This window comes from Photobacterium lucens (assembly GCF_009873615.1).
Taxonomy (GTDB): Bacteria; Pseudomonadota; Gammaproteobacteria; order Enterobacterales; family Vibrionaceae; genus Photobacterium; species Photobacterium lucens.
In genome coordinates this window covers 1-17,147 of the sequence record NZ_SSMG01000491.1, presented here as the reverse complement: position 1 = coordinate 17,147, position 17,147 = coordinate 1, and the positions used below count along the sequence as shown (strand labels likewise).

17 protein-coding genes and 1 riboswitch are annotated in these 17,147 nt (G+C 40.7%); of the genes, 4 read left to right on the top strand and 13 right to left on the bottom strand.

Going from position 1 to position 17,147, the window contains the following annotated elements; genetic code table 11:
* Nucleotides 1-73 precede the first annotated feature (73 nt).
* From E5A76_RS20270 to E5A76_RS20260, 3 genes are all read right to left on the bottom strand, one after another.
* Complete coding sequence (locus E5A76_RS20270; RefSeq protein ID WP_053989551.1) at nucleotides 74-415, bottom strand: hypothetical protein; 342 nt, start codon at nucleotides 413-415, stop codon at nucleotides 74-76.
* A gap of 68 nt (nucleotides 416-483) precedes the next feature.
* Complete coding sequence (locus E5A76_RS20265; protein WP_161120041.1) at nucleotides 484-3,552, bottom strand: bifunctional diguanylate cyclase/phosphodiesterase; 3,069 nt, start codon at nucleotides 3,550-3,552, stop codon at nucleotides 484-486.
* A gap of 189 nt (nucleotides 3,553-3,741) precedes the next feature.
* Nucleotides 3,742-4,269 carry a hypothetical protein gene (locus E5A76_RS20260; RefSeq protein WP_053989553.1) on the bottom strand — a complete coding sequence of 176 codons (528 nt, stop codon included), beginning with the start codon at nucleotides 4,267-4,269 and terminating at the stop codon, nucleotides 3,742-3,744.
* Between the two features lie 315 nt (nucleotides 4,270-4,584).
* Here E5A76_RS20260 and E5A76_RS20255 point away from each other — a divergent pair, with 315 nt between their 5' ends.
* The 4 genes from E5A76_RS20255 to E5A76_RS20240 all read left to right on the top strand — a co-directional run bounded on the left by E5A76_RS20255 (nucleotide 4,585) and on the right by E5A76_RS20240 (nucleotide 6,723).
* Complete coding sequence (locus tag E5A76_RS20255) at nucleotides 4,585-4,941, top strand: DsrE/DsrF/TusD sulfur relay family protein (RefSeq protein WP_053989554.1); 357 nt, start codon at nucleotides 4,585-4,587, stop codon at nucleotides 4,939-4,941.
* A gap of 181 nt (nucleotides 4,942-5,122) precedes the next feature.
* Nucleotides 5,123-5,464 carry a 5-carboxymethyl-2-hydroxymuconate Delta-isomerase gene (locus E5A76_RS20250; protein ID WP_053989555.1) on the top strand — a complete coding sequence of 114 codons (342 nt, stop codon included), beginning with the start codon at nucleotides 5,123-5,125 and terminating at the stop codon, nucleotides 5,462-5,464.
* A 124-nt stretch (nucleotides 5,465-5,588) separates the two neighbouring features.
* Nucleotides 5,589-5,981 (top strand): cystatin domain-containing protein, encoded by a 393-nt coding sequence (locus E5A76_RS20245; protein WP_053989556.1) that lies wholly within the window; start codon nucleotides 5,589-5,591, stop codon nucleotides 5,979-5,981.
* A gap of 91 nt (nucleotides 5,982-6,072) precedes the next feature.
* A complete protein-coding gene (locus E5A76_RS20240; RefSeq protein ID WP_161120040.1) occupies nucleotides 6,073-6,723 on the top strand; it encodes a Qnr family pentapeptide repeat protein in 651 nt (216 codons plus the stop codon).
* Between the two features lie 70 nt (nucleotides 6,724-6,793).
* On the opposite strand, the gene E5A76_RS20235 is transcribed toward E5A76_RS20240, so the two are convergent.
* From E5A76_RS20235 to artP, 10 genes are all read right to left on the bottom strand, one after another.
* Complete coding sequence (locus E5A76_RS20235; RefSeq protein ID WP_060988206.1) at nucleotides 6,794-7,234, bottom strand: VOC family protein; 441 nt, start codon at nucleotides 7,232-7,234, stop codon at nucleotides 6,794-6,796.
* Between the two features lie 117 nt (nucleotides 7,235-7,351).
* Entirely contained in the window at nucleotides 7,352-8,932 is a 1,581-nt protein-coding gene (locus tag E5A76_RS20230) for a Na+/H+ antiporter NhaC family protein (protein WP_053989559.1), read from the bottom strand.
* A gap of 85 nt (nucleotides 8,933-9,017) precedes the next feature.
* Nucleotides 9,018-9,191: riboswitch (Lysine riboswitch) on the bottom strand.
* Nucleotides 9,192-9,327: 136 nt separating this feature from the next.
* The gene (ccoP, locus tag E5A76_RS20225) at nucleotides 9,328-11,526 is read right to left on the bottom strand and encodes a cytochrome-c oxidase, cbb3-type subunit III (RefSeq protein ID WP_161120039.1); all 2,199 of its coding nucleotides are present in this window, start codon (nucleotides 11,524-11,526) and stop codon (nucleotides 9,328-9,330) included.
* A complete protein-coding gene (gene ccoO, locus E5A76_RS20220) occupies nucleotides 11,523-12,131 on the bottom strand; it encodes a cytochrome-c oxidase, cbb3-type subunit II (protein WP_053989561.1) in 609 nt (202 codons plus the stop codon). The genes ccoP and ccoO overlap by 4 nt, the downstream gene beginning before the upstream one ends.
* Nucleotides 12,124-13,557 carry a cytochrome-c oxidase, cbb3-type subunit I gene (gene ccoN, locus E5A76_RS20215; protein ID WP_161120038.1) on the bottom strand — a complete coding sequence of 478 codons (1,434 nt, stop codon included), beginning with the start codon at nucleotides 13,555-13,557 and terminating at the stop codon, nucleotides 12,124-12,126. The genes ccoO and ccoN overlap by 8 nt, the downstream gene beginning before the upstream one ends.
* A 32-nt stretch (nucleotides 13,558-13,589) precedes the next feature.
* A complete protein-coding gene (locus tag E5A76_RS20210; protein WP_161120037.1) occupies nucleotides 13,590-13,946 on the bottom strand; it encodes a c-type cytochrome in 357 nt (118 codons plus the stop codon).
* A 217-nt stretch (nucleotides 13,947-14,163) separates the two neighbouring features.
* A complete protein-coding gene (gene artM, locus E5A76_RS20205) occupies nucleotides 14,164-14,835 on the bottom strand; it encodes an arginine ABC transporter permease ArtM (protein WP_161120036.1) in 672 nt (223 codons plus the stop codon).
* Nucleotides 14,832-15,539 carry an arginine ABC transporter permease ArtQ gene (gene artQ, locus E5A76_RS20200; protein WP_161120035.1) on the bottom strand — a complete coding sequence of 236 codons (708 nt, stop codon included), beginning with the start codon at nucleotides 15,537-15,539 and terminating at the stop codon, nucleotides 14,832-14,834. Before artQ ends, artM begins: the two co-directional genes overlap by 4 nt.
* Nucleotides 15,540-15,542: 3 nt before the next feature.
* A complete protein-coding gene (locus tag E5A76_RS20195) occupies nucleotides 15,543-16,271 on the bottom strand; it encodes an arginine ABC transporter substrate-binding protein (protein WP_107166551.1) in 729 nt (242 codons plus the stop codon).
* 60 nt (nucleotides 16,272-16,331) lie between these two features.
* Nucleotides 16,332-17,060, bottom strand: a complete 729-nt coding sequence (gene artP / locus E5A76_RS20190; RefSeq protein WP_053989789.1) for an arginine ABC transporter ATP-binding protein ArtP — start codon at nucleotides 17,058-17,060, stop codon at nucleotides 16,332-16,334.
* Between the last annotated feature and the right edge of the window lie 87 nt (nucleotides 17,061-17,147).

The following is a 17,147-nucleotide window of genomic DNA, read 5'->3' as shown; positions in this document are numbered from 1 at the left end:
GTACAGGTTTTGTCATCTCTATGCATATAAATAAGGAAGCAAACGGTTTGCTTCCTTATTTATTATCATTTCTCTAATTACTATATTTTTTGAGTTTTAAATCTTTTTTCAGCTGTTGGATATAGGCTATGCGACCAGGATCCGCTGGTCGAGCTTGCGTATTTGTACCTTCTAACGCTTTCGCTTCGTCAGGTAATACACAACGACCTTTAATTCGTTCATGATGCTGCTTTGTTTCGAACTCTGCACGTTTGGAGGCGAGTTCTTGTTCTTTTGCTATTGCTTCACGAGCTTTACTTTGATCTGTGGCATCAACCACAACATACGCATTACGCTTCTGTTGTCGTTGTTGACCAGGCGTCCCAAACTGTTCTCGTTGCTTGATAAAGTTATTTAAATGTTCGTCAAAGCTCATCAAAGCATCCTACATAACAATCATTCTGTTGTAATGATAAGCCACAATTCAACTGATGAGAACCTGTATCAAGTTAAAACCGGTGCTTTTGTCATTTCCGTAAGGTATTTATCTTCAAAGTTTGTCAATGGTAGGGGTTTATCAAAGTAGAAGCCTTGTAATTCTTCAACGCCAAGTGATTCTAAGAAGCTCAGTTGCTCTTGTGTTTCAACCCCTTCGGCAACAATGGTGAGATTGAGGTTGTGAGCTAACTCAACGATGGAACGACAGATGGTAATGCTGTCTTTATTTGAAGGCAGATCTTTAATAAATTCCCGATCGACTTTGAGAATATTGATAGGGAAGCGTGATAAATAAGCCAATGATGAGTAGCCAGTCCCGAAGTCATCAATAGCGATCTTGATCCCTAGCTCACGTAACTCATGTAATTGGGTTAAGGCAAAATTCACATCACACATTAATACGCTTTCCGTTAACTCTAATTCTAAGTAATGTGGATCGCAGCCTGATTGTGAAATTGCTTCGGTAATGGTTTGTACTAAATCAGCCTCAAGTAACTGCCTTGCTGAGATATTTATCGCGATATCAAAATAGTGTTCTTGATCTTGCCATTGTTTTAGCTGTCTACATGCTTGTTTGATCAGGTAGTTGCCTGCTTCAATGATTAACTCTGAAGATTCTAAAATAGGGATCACATCAGCGGGTGAGCGATATTCACCGTTATCATTCTTCCATCTTAATAACGCTTCGACGCCACATAAACGATGGGTGACAGCACTGACTTTTGGTTGGAAAAAATATTCATAGCGATCGGTGCCAATAGAGCGTCTTAGATCAGATTCGAGTAATAAACGCTGTACATTTTCAACTTCCATTGATTCCGTAAAATAACAGTAATTGCTTCCTGCTAATCCTTTAGTTCGGTATAGCGCAATATGGGCATATTTCTGCAGTATTTTTGGATCGTTTTCCGTCTCTGAGCTAAAGGCAATACCAATATTGGCAGAGATGGAGAATACACGGCAATGAATAGACAGTGGCGAACTGATACTTTGTAAGATGCGCTCAGCTAACTGGTTGATGACCTTAGTATCATGAAAGGAACGAATTAAAATACCGAACTCATCGGAATCAATACGTGCCAAAATGTCGCTCGCTCGTAAATTGGATTTTATGCGTTGAGATAAGATTAAGAGGATCTTCTCAATTTCTTCATTACTTAGCGATTCATGAAGCTGTTTGATCAATGCTAAGTCGATAACCATCACTGCCACTTGAGCTTGATGTTTTGCTGCTTCCAATGCGCAGCGATTAATGTCTTGGCTAAACAACGTACGGTTTGGCAATTGGGTTAATGAATCATAGTGCGCTAGTCGATGAAGTTTATTTTCATAAGTGATGCGATCAGTGATATCTCTACTGGTTGCGATGTAGTTACAGATCTTGCCATCGTCACCACGAATAGGGGAGATAGTGTAGTCCACGTAGTGAATGTCGTGATTTACCTTTTTAGCAATTACATGGTGAATGGACTGTCCCGACATTAACTTGCTAAAGAGGGCATTACGTTCATTTTCATTATCAACATAATCATTGAAACATTCAGAACTGTGGCTGCCGATTAAATCACGGAATGTTTTACCAGTTTGCTTCAGGTAAGCGCCATTTGCATATTGGATAAAACCATTCTTATCAGTGATCACAACAGACTCGGCGCTTTGCTCTGCTGCACGTGAGAGTGCTTGTAATCGTTTTTCACGATTGACCCAATACGTCACATCCGCAATATGGAGTAAAATATTATCTTCAACACTGTCGTTTTGTTTGGTTGCAATCACTTCTAAGTGTTTAGTCCGCTTAAACTTTAACTTGATATGGGTTTTTAAGTGCTCGGTATTAGGTAAAAGATCAATGGTGTTGAGTAAGTTAGTCAATTCAATTTGAATTTGTTCAGAGCTAAATAGCTGCAGTAGGGGTTGATGCAGCACATTGCGATTGATATTTAAAATAGAATGTGCGGCATCATTAATTGCCGATATTTTACGTTTATCATTTAAAACAATAATGCCATCCTCACTATTTTTAATGATTGCAGCATAGCGATTGAGGTTGTCGTCACGTTGCTGACGAAGCTCTTGCTCGTTTTTATGTTTCTGAACCAGTCGCCAAACAAGCATCACTGTACTGCCAATGAGGATAAAAAACATCACGCATATTGCGGCTAATCGAATACGGGTGAAATTGGAGAAATACAGGCTATTAAGGGCTTTATCTATATTAATAGAGGAGATTAGCACCCACTCTGAAATGCCATTGCTTAGGTTCTCATCGTGTTGTTTATTATTATAAATAATAGGGCTATAGGTATATAAGTAATCTCCAATGATGGTTTGACCTTTGTTTAAGCGTTTAACGGTGTTCCACAAATACGGGTAAGCTTCTGAAAAAAGAGACTCTTCTGATGTCGGTATATTTGGCTGCGCTTTATTTTCAATTTTTTGAATGTAAGGTGAGGAGATCCACTGTCCGTCATGGTTAATAATAAAGTTAATACGACCATTGTTATTCGAGATGTTGTTGATGGGTAGCTGACGATAGCTTAATTGGATCACCCAGTGGCTGTGTTCCATTTGCAGATGCTGGTAAAACGAAATTGTGTTACCTGTTTTATTAATAAAACTTTTCTTATCTTTTAACGAGAAAGTGTGATCAATGTTCTTTAATTGCTCTTTATCAGTAATGCTCTCGTTGTAATCAATAAAAAAACCATTTTCTGTTTTTCGTAAAAATAACACTTGGGTATTTTTATAATCAATCAGTCGAATAGATTCGTATAAGTCAGAATTGATAAGAATGCTTTTAAATTGCTTGAGAACACGCGCTTTTTCTAATACGCGTAAAGGTTCATGTAGTGGGGCTTGTTGTAATTGATAGGTGAGGCTATTTAAGTCTTCAGAGACAGTATTGAGATGTAAGTTAGTTAGGTGCAGTAGAGACTCTAATTGACTGAGCTCATTCTCTTTAATGTGTTCCGTTAATTGAATGCTGTCTTTTTGATAAAAATAAAGACTAATAATCGTCACTATTGCCACTAAGGGAACAAAGATGACAGCAAGATACGGTTTTAACCCATTCACATAGACACCTTATTATGAGTACATCATATACAAGGATAAGTTTATGCTAAAAAGCGCATATGGTTAAGGGAGAGTATAAAGAAACGTGATGAACGAATTGTTTCACTTTGAATAGTAAAATCAATTACATTCGCTAGATTATATATAGTCCACTATCTACTGCTTTAGAAGCATTATAATATGCTAATGTTAAGCAATTTCTTTACTATAAAAAGAATTAAGTTGCTCAATGATAGAAGACTTACCTTCGTAATTGAAAATAGTTTTTACCGATGGATCTGGTACTTCAAAAATATGCTTAATGGCTTCTGCACTGGCATTTGAAATACCGTTAAGGCGATATTCTAAGCGTTGATGGATCAGCGAGTCCGTCGCTGTTACGTAGATCATTTCAATATCACTAATGTTATTACGAATGAAATCACGATGCTTTTTCTTGTAAGCACCTTGAGTAACAACAATTCGTGGGTATAGGGTACGGAAATGATTAACCTTGTCGCTAATGCGCTCAAAAAAGTTATCACGCATTTCTTCTGTGAAAGGTTTTTCCGCTTGGATAACTTCTAGCATTTCATCAGTAAGATCATCATCAGCGTGGTAAACAAACCAGTCATCATGAGCCCCAATAACATCACCGACATAGGATTTACCTGCACCAGATAAGCCAAACAGAAATAGGACTGATGGGGCATGGGTAAGTTGGAGACGATGGCTCATTAGATGTTCTCTAGCTAGAAGTTAAACACACAACAGCTGGATGAAATCAAGCAGTAAACCAACTGAGGCGGTAATGTGCCAAATTATTTCAACGGTTAATAGCAGAATATGCAGATAAATTGAATTTGCGATAATTATTTGCGCTAGTTGGGTGTTTAATGAGCTTTCATGGTCTGGTTACGTACTGAAAATGTGATCTTTATTCTTAAATATTCATTGTTATTTGCCATTCATACTTAATCAGGATTTCTATAATTACCTCAACTTTTGTGTGACAATATTTCCAGTCGAAACTATTTGTTGGAAGAGTATGTTATGCAAACCATTTTAATTGTGATCAATGATGCACCTTATGGCTCAGAGCGTCCGTTTAATGCACTACGTTTAGCGATCAAGTTGAATGAGCAAGAAGAACAAGCAGCACAAATTAAGCTATTTTTAATGTCTGATGCGGTTATGTGTGCGATGAAGAAGCAAAATCCGGTTGAAGGTTATGATATTCAGCAAATGGTTGAAATCGCCTTAGCGCAGGGGAGTGAAGTGTCATTATGTAAAACGTGCTGTAGTGCTCGTGGCTTATCGAAAGAGTTGTTGATTGAAGGATGTGAAATTGGCACTTTAGATGATCTCGCACATTGGACATTAACAGCTAATAAGGTGCTAACCTTCTAAAAAATAGGTGACATTGTCACAAGTGACTATTTTGTAGATTTTCAATCGGAGTCACAGAAACTGAAATAACCCAGTACTTAATAATGATTATTATCAAAAAGCAGATCTCGCTACGAGTTCTCATTTTGATATGTGCTAGTGTTTTTACGTCGGTATTCTATCTATAGAAAGGAGAATCGTTGTGCCGCATTGCATTATTGAGTACGCCAAAGATCTTGAGAATGAGATCAACGTAAATGAACTAATGGCAACCACCCATTATGCGACGTTTAGTTCAGGTCTGTTTGATGAAGAAGACATTAAGACACGTGCAATCCCTTTTGAGTTTTATCGAACAGGAACAACAGAGAAACCTTTTGTTCATATTACGGTAAGAGTACTGCCAGGGAGAGATCCAAAGCAAAAAGATAATCTAGCTGAAGTGATCCTTCATCAAGTAGCAGCCATGTTCCATAATGATATTTGTGTAACGGTTGAGATTGAAGATATTAACCAAGAGTCGTATAGAAAGTATGTCATTTAAAATGCAAATAAAGTTGCGTTTTTGGCTTTTGTTAGCAATAAAATGACGTTTTAAACAAAATTGTTTGCGTTTGATCACATTTTCTGGTCATATATATAGAAAGGTTATGTATTAGGACAAGAAAATGAAAAAGAAAATTTTACTGATCGCTTTAAGTTCAATTGTGTTAGTTGCGTGTAGCTCTGCAAAAAACGAAACAAAAAAAGAGGCAAATGTGCAAACTGGTTGTGATTTTACTCAAGCAATTGCTGGTGGTTGGGCTCAAGGCAAAATCACTCCTGAAGTAGAACAAGCGGCAAAAGAAGCTGTTAAAGCAATTTCTGGTGATCACCAGTTAGGTAAAATTTACGAAGTGCGTCAACAGGTGGTTGCAGGTATGAATTACCTCATTACTTTCAGTATTGATAATGGTGATTACTACAGTGCTAAAGTGTTCCATAGCCTACAAAACACATTCCAAGTTAAAGAGATCAAGCAAGTACCATCAGCAGTCTCTAACTGTGATGTACCTAACTAATTAGCTTATTGGCTTTGATGTAAAATTAAAAACGCTGTTATTGAGTGCTCAGTAACAGCGTTTTTTTGTTGATGAAATATAGAGAATAACCATGCATATCACCGCAAAGTGCTATCAAGATGAATCGTTTTCTGGTGCTGACTTATCAGAAGCGATATTTGAGAATTGTCAGTTCTATCGCTGTGATTTTTCTCGGGCTAATTTGGTTGAAGCAAGTTTCATTGATTGCAGCTTTATTGAAGCTGGCGCAGAAGATGGTGTGAATTTCTCTTATGCCAAGCTAAAGGATGCCAGTTTTAAAAATTGTAATTTATCTTTAGCTAACTTTCGTCATACGCAGTGTTTTGGCATTGAAATGCGAGAGTCAAACTTGCAAGGGGCGGACTTTCAATATGCGTCGTTTTCCAATTACATCACCCAAAATACCTTTTTTAGCTCGGCATATATTACGGGCTGTAACTTACGCTATAGCAACTTTGAAGATGTAAAGCTGGAGCAATGCGAGCTGTTTGAAAACCGTTGGAATGGGGCAAACCTATTAGCCACATCTTTAAAAGGCTCTGATCTTAGCCGAGGTGAGTTTTCTTCCGAGCATTGGCAGCAATGCATGTTTGAAGGAGCAGATCTTTGTCATGTAGATTTGGAAGGGGTTGATATTCGACGAGTGAATCTACAAGGAGTGAAAATTTGTGATTGGCAACAAGAGCAGCTATTAAGTCAGCTAGGCATTATTGTTTTATAGCTTAATTTCCTCACTTCTTGAAAAGCCACTTGTCAGTACTTTAGCACTGACAAGTAGCAATAATCGTTTATTACCATTCGCCTTGGTTTTGCATTGATGCCCAAGGCTCTTGCGCTTCAAGTGCATCACCTTTTTGTAGCAGTTCAATGGAAATACCGTCAGGGGAGCGAACAAACGCCATGTGTCCATCACGTGGTGGGCGATTGATTACAACCCCGTTATCTTGCAGATGCGCACATAACTCGTAAATATTCTCAACCGCAAACGCTAAGTGACCAAAGTTACGACCGCCAGTGTACTCTTCAGGATCCCAATTGTAAGTCAGTTCAAGTAACGGTGATTTTGTCTCTTTTGCCGCTTCCGCTTGGCTTGGTGCAGCAAGGAACACAAGGGTAAAGCGTCCACGCTCACTTTCTTTACGGTTAACTTCAACTAATCCTAACTTATTACAGTAAAAGTCCAGTGATGCATCTAGGTCGCTCACGCGGATCATTGTGTGTAAGTATTCCATGTTTCTTTCCTAAATTTGATGTAAAAAAATCCCCGTTGTTTAATCCTAAGCATAAAGCAATTACAGGATAAAACGAACGGGGAGTTCTCTAATTTATTTTGAATTTAGACGGTTAGCTTATGCTGTTACCGCTTGTTGGTATTTTCTGTGACGACGTAGGTGGATCGTACAACATGCAAGGAACCATAGTGCACTCACACCAATACCAGCGATAGTTGACGACATGATACCCATTGTTAGGTAACCCAATAGCGCACCGAATGCCACAGTAATAGCATAAGGAAGCTGAGTCATTACGTGATCCATGTGATGGCTACCTGCACCTGTTGCAGACAGAATACTTGTACTTGAAATTGGAGAGCTGTGATCGCCAAATACAGAGCCTGCAAGTACCGCAGAAAGCATAGGCATCAATAGGTGAGCATCACTTGCTACCGCCATATCACCTGCTAGTGGCAACATGATACCGAACGTACCCCAACTTGTACCTGTTGCGAAAGACATCGCACAAGATAGAACGAAGACTAATGCAGGTAGTAGTTCAGTAGGGAAGCCACCTTTGGTTAATGACGCTAGGTACAGACCTGTTTTCATGTCACTGACTACGGTACCGATCGTCCATGCGAACATTAGGATAACGATAGCTGGCATCATTGCTTGAACACCTTGTGGTGCAGCGGTTAGCCATGTTTTTAGTGATAGCTTTAAACGAAGTGCTAATACCATTGAAACGGCAAGGCTACATAGTGAAGCGTTAACCAGCGACGAACCAAGATCGGTATGCTCAAGGGCTTTAATTAGGCTAAATGCTTCACCGCGAGCGGCTAGAACGTCAGCACCGCTGATCACCATAAAGATAACACTTGATACCGTTAGCGTTAGGATTGGCAGAACCATGTCGATCATTGTGCCTTTGCCTGAAGATTCGGTTGTGATCTCTAAGCCTTTTGGATGACCTTTAGATTCGTCCCATAGTTTGCCTTCTTCTGCCCACGCTTCGTGTTGACGCATAGGGCCAATGTTTAGTTGGAAGAAGATAACCACGATAACCATCAGAAGTGTGAATACCGCGTATAGGTTCATTGGGATCATTTGAACGAACAATGAAATCGCACTGATATCAGTAATATGGTTCGTTGCTAAGATACCCCCAAGGATCGCAATAATGTATGCGCCCCAAGATGAAATAGGTGTAATGACACAAACAGGCGCTGCGGTTGAGTCCAGTAGGTAAGCCAGTTTCGCACGTGAAATGTTGAAACGGTCAGTCACAGGACGACAAATAGGGCCTACAGACAAGCTGTGGAAGAAGTCATCAATAAAGAAAGCAAAAACCATTAAGCCCGTTAGCATGTTTGCACTACGGCGATCTTTACAACGACGGTAACCCCATTCAGCAAAGGCGCGGGTTGCACCTGTTGCTGTCATTAGGCTGATCAAACCGCCTAGTAACAACATGAAGATGATCATATTCACGTTGCCGCTATTTACTGCACCGTCAGACCAAATAAGACCAACAACTTGGTGAACAATGTATTTCAGCGCAGTTAAAGGGTTGTAATCATTAAGAAGGATTGCGCCAGCAACAATGCCAAGACCAAGCGATAGCAATACGCGACGGGTAGCAATAGCTAAAATAACAGCTAGTAATGCAGGGACAACTGATAAAATGGAATCAGAATATTGAACTAGATTCATGGATCTCTTAAACACCTATATTAGGTGGAGATCTACCGAAAGGATAGAGAAACAGATTTCTGTAGAAAATATACTTCTGCATATCCCTTAGGGTAGCGCTCCATAGACTACGTAACTATGGCAGTTCTGCACTTATTTAATGCAGACCCAGCCACTGTTGATGACACAACAATGACTTCGGCGCCGACTCCTTTCCCCAGACTTCTTAGGTGTCACCCTCCATCTGGATACTAATAGGCAGCGCGCCTCTACTCAAAGGATTGAAATTTGATGATACTTATAAATTTTACAGAGGCAATATAAAGCAGTGAAAAATTGCATAAAAATTGTAAAAATTATTACTGTTGATGGAATGTTAAGCAGATAATGGAACTGTACACTGTTTAGATATCCGCTTATTCTGTTAAACTATTTGGCTCGTTAGCTTCTGGTGGTGTCATGCTGTGAATATTTCCAGCGTAACCACCTTCAACTAATGCCTTACGCACATCAGAAACTTCTTGCGGGGTAACAGGCACGGTACGATCGCCTAATTTTGCACGAACAAAGCTGATCAGTTTTGCCAAGTTAGCGTCACTGATCACTGAGTTAAAGCTACTCATTGGCATGAAATTGGTGTCTTGCTCCATAAAGTTTGGCGATAAACCACGAATAGTCACGGCAATGGTATCGTAAGGATCACTGTGCATAATTATCCCGTTGTTAAGCAGTGTAGGGGCGATACCTTTTCGGCCTTTACCATCTTTACCATGGCATGCGCCACAGGTTTGAACATATACGCCATACAGTTTGGCTTCGTTTTCAGGATCGTTGCTGCTTAACGGCTTTAGCTCAACGGTTTGGATATCAACATTGGCGGGAACGAGATTGCCAAATCCAGGCGGATTAAGTTGAGGAACAGAGCTATCTAACTCGTTATATTTATCACCGGTGAGCAAGTATTCCGCAATGGCTGCAACATCTTGTTCGGTTAAGAATCGTGTACTGTTTAGCACCACCTCTGCCATACCACCAAAGGCTGTGCCTTTATCTGAATGCCCTGTTTTTAAGAAATCCGTTAAGGTTTTCACATCCCAACGAGCTTCATATAGCTCTGTTGCGGTAATATTAGGGGCTTTCCAGCCATCAATTAAATTACCTTGGAATAACTCTGTATCTATCAAGGCTTGCGCAATATTTCGTGGGGTGTGGCATTCCGAGCAGTGACCTAAGCCCATAGTGAGGTACTTACCGCGTTTCCATTGCTCGGTCATATTATCAGGGTATTCCAGTGGTGCTGTATTTAAGAAAGCAATATTCCAGCCTAATAGCCCTAAACGTATATTACTAGGGAACATCATTTTATTTTCTTTATTACGGGTATTTACAAAGTTAAGCGATTGCATATATGCCCATAATGCTTGGGTATCTTCATCAGTGACATATTGATAAGAAGAGTAAGGCATAGCAGGGTACAAATAACCGTGTTTTCCTTTGCCTTTATGTAATGAATCGTAAAACTCCTCATAAGTGTAATTACCAATGCCATAGGTTGGGTGAGCGGAAATATTGGTTGAATAGAGGGTGCCAAATGGAGTTAAGAAACCTAAACCTCCACCGAAAGGTTCACCACCTTCACCTGTATGACAAGCAATACAATCACCTGCGTAAGCTAGATATTGCCCTTTACTAACCATGTCTTGATTAAGCCCTGAGAGCTTATTTTGTCGCTCGTTACCTTGATGACGAATATAAGCACCAAGCGCTTGAATTTCATCATCAGTGAGTTGGTTTTCAAAAGCGGGCATGACGTTATTTAAGCCATAGGTCACAGTGGCGTTTATGCCTTCAATACTGCCGTCATGAAGCCAAATATTATCGGTAAGGTTAGGTGCGCCTAATGCTTGATTACCTTTCGCATCACTGCCATGACAAGCGGTACAGTTAGCATCAAATACGGCTTTACCAAGCTCAAGGTTGACCGCTGGCTCCGCGATAATGCGATTTTTTTCAAGTGAAGCAACATATGAAGAGACATGCTCAATTTCTTCTTCAGTCAGAATATCTTTCCAACCCGCCATAACACCATTACGACCTTGAACAATGGAGTGATGTATTGCTTCGTCACTGCCACCATACAGCCAAACTGTATCGCTTAAGTTAGGGAAATGCAGTTGCCCTTGGGCTTGATTTAAATGACAAGCTGCGCAATGGGTTTGAAATAAAGCGCGACCAGCACTGACAATTTCTGGGGATTGACTCAAATCTTCATAACTTGAGTTCTCGTCACCCACTTGAGCTATTTGGGCTTGTAGTGAAGTAGGGGCAGTGGATTCTGCTTCGCTGGTGGATTGCCATTTCATCAACCCTTGCCAATTTCCCATACCGGGATAAAGCACCAAGAACACCGCAGCGATAATAAACGCTGCAAGATAAGACAACAGCAGCAGACTGGGAACAGCGGCATCGTTTTCATCAATGCCATCAAAGCTATCAACAGTACGGTTAGCGTTGGCGGAGTGGTTCTTTTTCCAATACACCACAACCACAGCAATCATAAACGCTAAAAAGATCAGCGTTAAGATAATGACCCAACTACTCCAAAAAGCACTCATGGTCGTACTCCTTGATCTTGTCCCAAACTTTGCAAGTAGGCGATTAACGCTTGTGCTTTGGTTTTACCTTTCACCTCTAATCTCGCTTGGCGAATTTCTTTATCACTGTATGGCACACCCAATGTACGTAGGGCTGTGAGTTTGGCTTCAATGTCTTCGCCATCTAATACTTGCTCAAATAGCCACGGATAAGAGGGCATGATCGATGTTGGAACAACATCACGAGGATTACGCAAATGAATAATGTGCCATTGATCTGAATATTTACGCCCAAGATTGGTTAAATCAGGCCCTGTTCTTTTTGAACCCCAAAGATTGGGATGCTCGTATATATCATCACTCTCACGGTTGTATCTGCCATAGCGTTTCACTTCAGCATTTAATGGGCGAACCATCATCGAATGGCAAGTATGGCAACCTTCACTGATATAAATATCACGTCCAGCCACTTGCAATGCAGTTAACGGTTTGGCTGTCGATTCTGCGATTAATCTGTCTTGATAGAAAAAGGCAGGTAGCACCCAGACAAGGAAAGAAAATGCCGCAACAATCGCTGTTGACGCAATTAAAATCACCACAGATGAAGTAAAGTCTTTATTAATCATGCGCTTCTACCTTTTCTGAAGTGGCGTCAGCGTTATTATTGGTTTTCGTTTTTGGCTGTTTCACCGTGCGGTAAAGGTTATAAATCATCAATACTATGCCAAGCACAAACAGTGCACCGCCAATAAAGCGAACTAACATCCAAGGGGCACTAAAGTTCATGGCTTCGACAAAGCTATAACTGAGTGAACCATTTGGCTCTTCTTTAAGCCACATATAGCCTTGTCCAATACCTGCAATCCATAGGGCAACGGCATATAACACAATCCCAATATGGGCTAACCAGAAATGCCATTTTACTAAACGGTTAGACCACAATTGTTCATGACCAAACAGGCGAGGAATAAAGTAATAGAAGGTCGCAATGGCAGACATACCTACCCAGCCCAGTGCGCCAGAATGCACATGACCAACCACCCAATCGGTATTATGGGCGATCATATTAAACCAGCGAATGGCTAATAATGGCCCTTCAAAAGTGGCAAGGGCGTAATAGATAATGGCAGAGAAGAAGAACCACATAATGTAGTCATGTTTGAGTTTTTGCTTATTGTTAAGCAAGGTCATGATGCTATTAAATGCGCCACCCCAAGATGGTAGCCAGAGAATAAGTGACATCACAATACCGAGGTTTTGCAGCCAATCAGGTACTGATGAATAAATTAAATGGTGTGTACCTGCCCAAGTGTAAAAGCCGACTAAACCCCAAAAGTGAATCACAGATAAACGGTAAGAATAAATAGGGCGTTCTGAGATTTTCGGAATGAAATAGTAATTCATCCCAATGATCCCTGCGGTGAGTAAAAAGCCTACTGCGTTATGACCCCACCACCATTGCACAATCGCATCTTCAGCCCCTGAATAAATGGAATACGATTTCCACATGGTGACAGGTAATTCGAGATTATTAGCGATAAAAATCATCGCAATCACAATAATAAACGCACCATAAAACCAATTGGCAACAAAGATATGATGTACCGAACGTTTGGCAATTGTCATAAAGAAAACAATCGCATACATCACCCAAGTGATAGCAATAAGAATATCGATCGGCCATTCAAGCTCAGCATATTCTTTCGAGGTAGTAAAGCCCATTGGCAAGGTGATCACAGCCAGAATGAGAATGAATTGCCAGAGCCAAAATACCAGCCAAGCAATCGTCATATTATAAAGTCGCTGCTTACAGGTGCGTTGAACAATATAGAAAGATGTCCCCATCAAGAGGTTAACCACAAAGCCAAAAATCACCCCATTGGTATGCAAAGGGCGAAGACGACCAAATTGGAAATACTCAGAGTCTAAATTCAAGGCTGGCCAATACAGTTGCGCCGCTAAAATCACCCCGATTAACATGCCAATTAGCGCCCAAATAACACTGGCAACCATAAAGTATTGAACGATTTTATAGTTGTACCGAGTATCCATCGTCATAACCTTAGCAATGATGCAGTTTGTTTTTATTGTTCATGATTTTCTGTTTTTACGTGGCTGAAGTAATACGCAAGATCCCTCATATCTTGATCACTTAAATGTTTCGCATAGCCCTGCATTAATATCGCTAACCCATCAATACGTTGGTTTTGTTTATAGGCTTTAAGGGCGGCGATCAGGTATTGCTGCTTTTGCCCTTGTAGATTGGGGTAAGTTTCTGTGGCGGAAATACCATCAACACCGTGACAGGTCACACACACCAAGGCTTTCTGTTTGCCAATTTCAAACTGTTGTTCAGGTGTCATTTCATCGGCAACAGTAACAAGGGGAGTTGCGAGTAAAACGATCAACAAGCATCGCTTAATAGATAGGATCAAAGACATGCACATCTCCCTTTCAAACACTATTTATAGAACTAGCAATACAAATACACAGTTTTAAAGATAGCTGTTTTTAGCTCTGGTCAATGTCAGATTTTAGATTCAGTGCTGAGAAATAAGAAAAGAGAGGGCAAAGCAGGCTGGTGAAATAGGAAAAAATCATCAATGAGTAATAAGAAAAACAAAAGCCAGCAGGAGATAGCTGGCTTTAGGAGAGGGATTAATTTGCGGCTTCAAAAGCCAACGCTTTCTTTTCTACCAAACGGAAAAGGATAGAAAGTATCGCATTCACCGTTAAGTACATTGCCCCAGCAATCGCAAACACCGTTAGCGTATCGTAGGTTTGGGCATTGATACGTTGAGCATAACCCATGATATCCATAATCGTAATGGTGCTGGCAAGGGATGTGCCTTTAAACACCAAGATCACTTCGTTGGAATAAGCAGGTACTGCACGACGAATTGCAAATGGTAACAAGGTGCTTAGGGTAGTTTTTGTTTCCATCCCTAGAGCACGGCAGGCTTGCCATTGTCCTTTTGGAATAGCGTCAAATGCACCTTTAAACAATTGGGTACTGTAAGCGGCAGTATTTAAAGCCAGCGCTAACATGGCACAGAACCACGGCTGACTTAACCAATTCCATAAGAAACTCTCACGGATCACATCAAACTGTCCTGGGCCGTAGTAGATCAAAAAGATCTGCACTAACAAAGGTGTACCCGTAAACAGAGTAATAATGCCACGGTTGATCCAATGCAAAACAGAGGTTCTTAAAATCAGCGTCATTGTCATTAATAGTGCAAGCGTGCAGCCCACCAGTAATGACACAAAAGTTAACTGTAAGCTGGTGGCAAGGCCATCCATCAATTGCCAGAAGTGTTGTTCATTCATGCCATTGCTCCTTCAACCACAGGCGACTTAGACTTACTTGCGCCATCTTGAGCACTGTATTTCGCATCAATAATCTTAATGATCTTCTGCGTGATCAAAGTGATCACCAAATACACCCCAGCAGCAGTTGCATACCAAGTAAAACTTTCATGGGTTGCGGCAGAGGTTAATTGCGCTTGCTTTAATAGGTCCGTTACACCAATCAATGACACCAATGCCGTATCTTTTAATAGTACCAACCATTGGTTCGTTAATCCCGGTAGGGCATGACGCACAGCTTGCGGCACAATAATGGCAAAAAACGTTCTGCTTTTACTGATCCCTAATGCACTTGCTGCTTCACGTTGACCTTTGGGTACAGCACGGATTGCACCACGAATGGTTTGGGCTGCATAAGACGCAAAGATCAAAGAAAGTGCGATAACACCAGATAGAAACGGGCTGATCTCGACATAATCACCCGTGATATAAAACAAGATCTGACCTGAACCAAAAAAGATAAACAACACAATAAGAAGTTCAGGTAAGCCTCTTAACACCGTTACGAAAGCCGTTGTCGGCCATGCCACAAGGCGAAATCGAGACATCTCACCGCCAGCAAAAAGCATCGCTAACACTAATCCAACAACTAAACTGGTAAAAGCCAGCTGGACAGTCATCCAGCTTGCTTCTAACAGGGAAAGTGAATATCCCGATAACATCATAATTTACTTACCAAAGTACTTATCAAAAATCACTTGGTATTGACCGTCTTGCTTAATTTTCGCAAGTGCGGTGTTCAACTGCTTAAGTAACTCTTGATTGTTTTTATTCACTGCAATACCAAAACCATTACCGAAGTATTTAGGGTTCGTTACAGGCTTGCCTACATACGCTAGGTTGTCGTCTTTTTTCAGCCACTCAGCAACCACTGCTGTGTCACCGAATACCGCATCAATACGGCCATTTTGCATATCAATGAAGGCATCTTGGTAGCTGTTATAAGGCACAGTTGTCACGTCAGCCATTTGATCTGTTAGGTAGCTTTGGTGAGTCGAACCATTTTGCACGCCAACACGCTTGCCTTTAAGGGCATCGACATCAGCAAGTTTGCCTTTGATAGCAATAAAGCCAGCAGCGTTATCGTAATAAGGTTGGCTAAAGCTCACTTGTTGCTGACGGGCTTCAGTAATATCCATGGCTGAAATCGCCGCATCGTATCGCTTGAATTTAAGAGCAGGGATCAGACTATCGAAAGATTGATTATGAAAAGTACAAGTCGCATCCAGCTCTTTACATAGTGCATTGGCAACGTCGACATCAAAGCCTTGAATTTGATTGTTCTCATCCATGTACTCGAAAGGAGCGTAGGTTGCTTCCATTGCGAACTTGATCTCTTGTGCCATTGCTTGTGAAGAAACCAAACCGATAATCGTAGCTAATAAAATTTTGTTCATCGCGATACTCCATGCGTCTTAAACGAACGTATAAAAGGGGGATATAACGTTAAGTTTTAACTAGTGTTTTAAATAATCTGCGAACTGCGGTGTTTGAGGATTACTAAATGCCTCGTTACTGCCGTGTTCAACAATTTTTCCGTTTTCCATGTAAAGCACATGGCTGGCGATTTTCTTAGCAAAATCCACTTCGTGGGTAACCACTACTTGAGTAATGCCAGTACCGCTTAAAGTTTTAATGATTTGCACAATCTGGCTTGTGATCTCAGGATCAAGCGCCGCAGTTGGCTCATCAAACAATAAAACTTCAGGTTTCATCATTAGTGCACGGGCAATTGCCACACGCTGTTGTTGACCACCAGACAGTTGCAAAGGCCATGCATCGGCTTTATCTGCCAACTGCAATTTCGCTAAATGCGTCATTGCTTCCTGTTTGGCTTGCTCTTTATCCATTCCGAGTACTTTTACAGGCGCTTCAATTAAGTTTTCCAACACCGTTTTGTGCGGCCATAAATTGTATTGCTGGAATACCATGCCAACTTTACGACGCAGTTTTAATCCGTCTTTTTCAGCCACAGGCTTTTTAAAATTAAAGTAAGTTTCAGCGATACTCAGTTCACCTGCCGAGGCATCTTCTAACAGGTTTAATACCCGTAGCAGCGAGCTTTTACCTGCACCACTTGGGCCAAGTAAAACCAAGGTTTCGCCTTTATGACAATCAAAGGTCACATCATGTAGCACCTGATGGTTGCCGTAGAATTTATTAATGTTTTTTACTTGAATACCCATGCGATTATTCTGCATTTATTCTCATTTGGTTTTATATTACCCAAGTTGTTCTGCTATGCAATAAAAAAGTAAAAAATTTTTAATTTG

Bases quoted from the DNA above. Each gene is read 5' to 3' on its own strand.
- E5A76_RS20270 (WP_053989551.1), bottom strand. From the start codon at position 415: ATGAGCTTTGACGAACATTTAAATAACTTTATCAAGCAACGAGAACAG.
- E5A76_RS20260 (WP_053989553.1), bottom strand. From the start codon at position 4,269: ATGAGCCATCGTCTCCAACTTACCCATGCCCCATCAGTCCTATTTCTG.
- E5A76_RS20255 (WP_053989554.1), top strand. From the start codon at position 4,585: ATGCAAACCATTTTAATTGTGATCAATGATGCACCTTATGGCTCAGAG.
- E5A76_RS20245 (WP_053989556.1), top strand. From the start codon at position 5,589: ATGAAAAAGAAAATTTTACTGATCGCTTTAAGTTCAATTGTGTTAGTT.
- E5A76_RS20240 (WP_161120040.1), top strand. From the start codon at position 6,073: ATGCATATCACCGCAAAGTGCTATCAAGATGAATCGTTTTCTGGTGCT.
- E5A76_RS20235 (WP_060988206.1), bottom strand. From the start codon at position 7,234: ATGGAATACTTACACACAATGATCCGCGTGAGCGACCTAGATGCATCA.
- E5A76_RS20230 (WP_053989559.1), bottom strand. From the start codon at position 8,932: ATGAATCTAGTTCAATATTCTGATTCCATTTTATCAGTTGTCCCTGCA.
- ccoP (WP_161120039.1), bottom strand. From the start codon at position 11,526: ATGAGTGCTTTTTGGAGTAGTTGGGTCATTATCTTAACGCTGATCTTT.
- ccoO (WP_053989561.1), bottom strand. From the start codon at position 12,131: ATGATTAATAAAGACTTTACTTCATCTGTGGTGATTTTAATTGCGTCA.
- ccoN (WP_161120038.1), bottom strand. From the start codon at position 13,557: ATGGATACTCGGTACAACTATAAAATCGTTCAATACTTTATGGTTGCC.
- E5A76_RS20210 (WP_161120037.1), bottom strand. From the start codon at position 13,946: ATGTCTTTGATCCTATCTATTAAGCGATGCTTGTTGATCGTTTTACTC.
- artM (WP_161120036.1), bottom strand. From the start codon at position 14,835: ATGAATGAACAACACTTCTGGCAATTGATGGATGGCCTTGCCACCAGC.
- artQ (WP_161120035.1), bottom strand. From the start codon at position 15,539: ATGATGTTATCGGGATATTCACTTTCCCTGTTAGAAGCAAGCTGGATG.
- E5A76_RS20195 (WP_107166551.1), bottom strand. From the start codon at position 16,271: ATGAACAAAATTTTATTAGCTACGATTATCGGTTTGGTTTCTTCACAA.
- artP (WP_053989789.1), bottom strand. From the start codon at position 17,060: ATGGGTATTCAAGTAAAAAACATTAATAAATTCTACGGCAACCATCAG.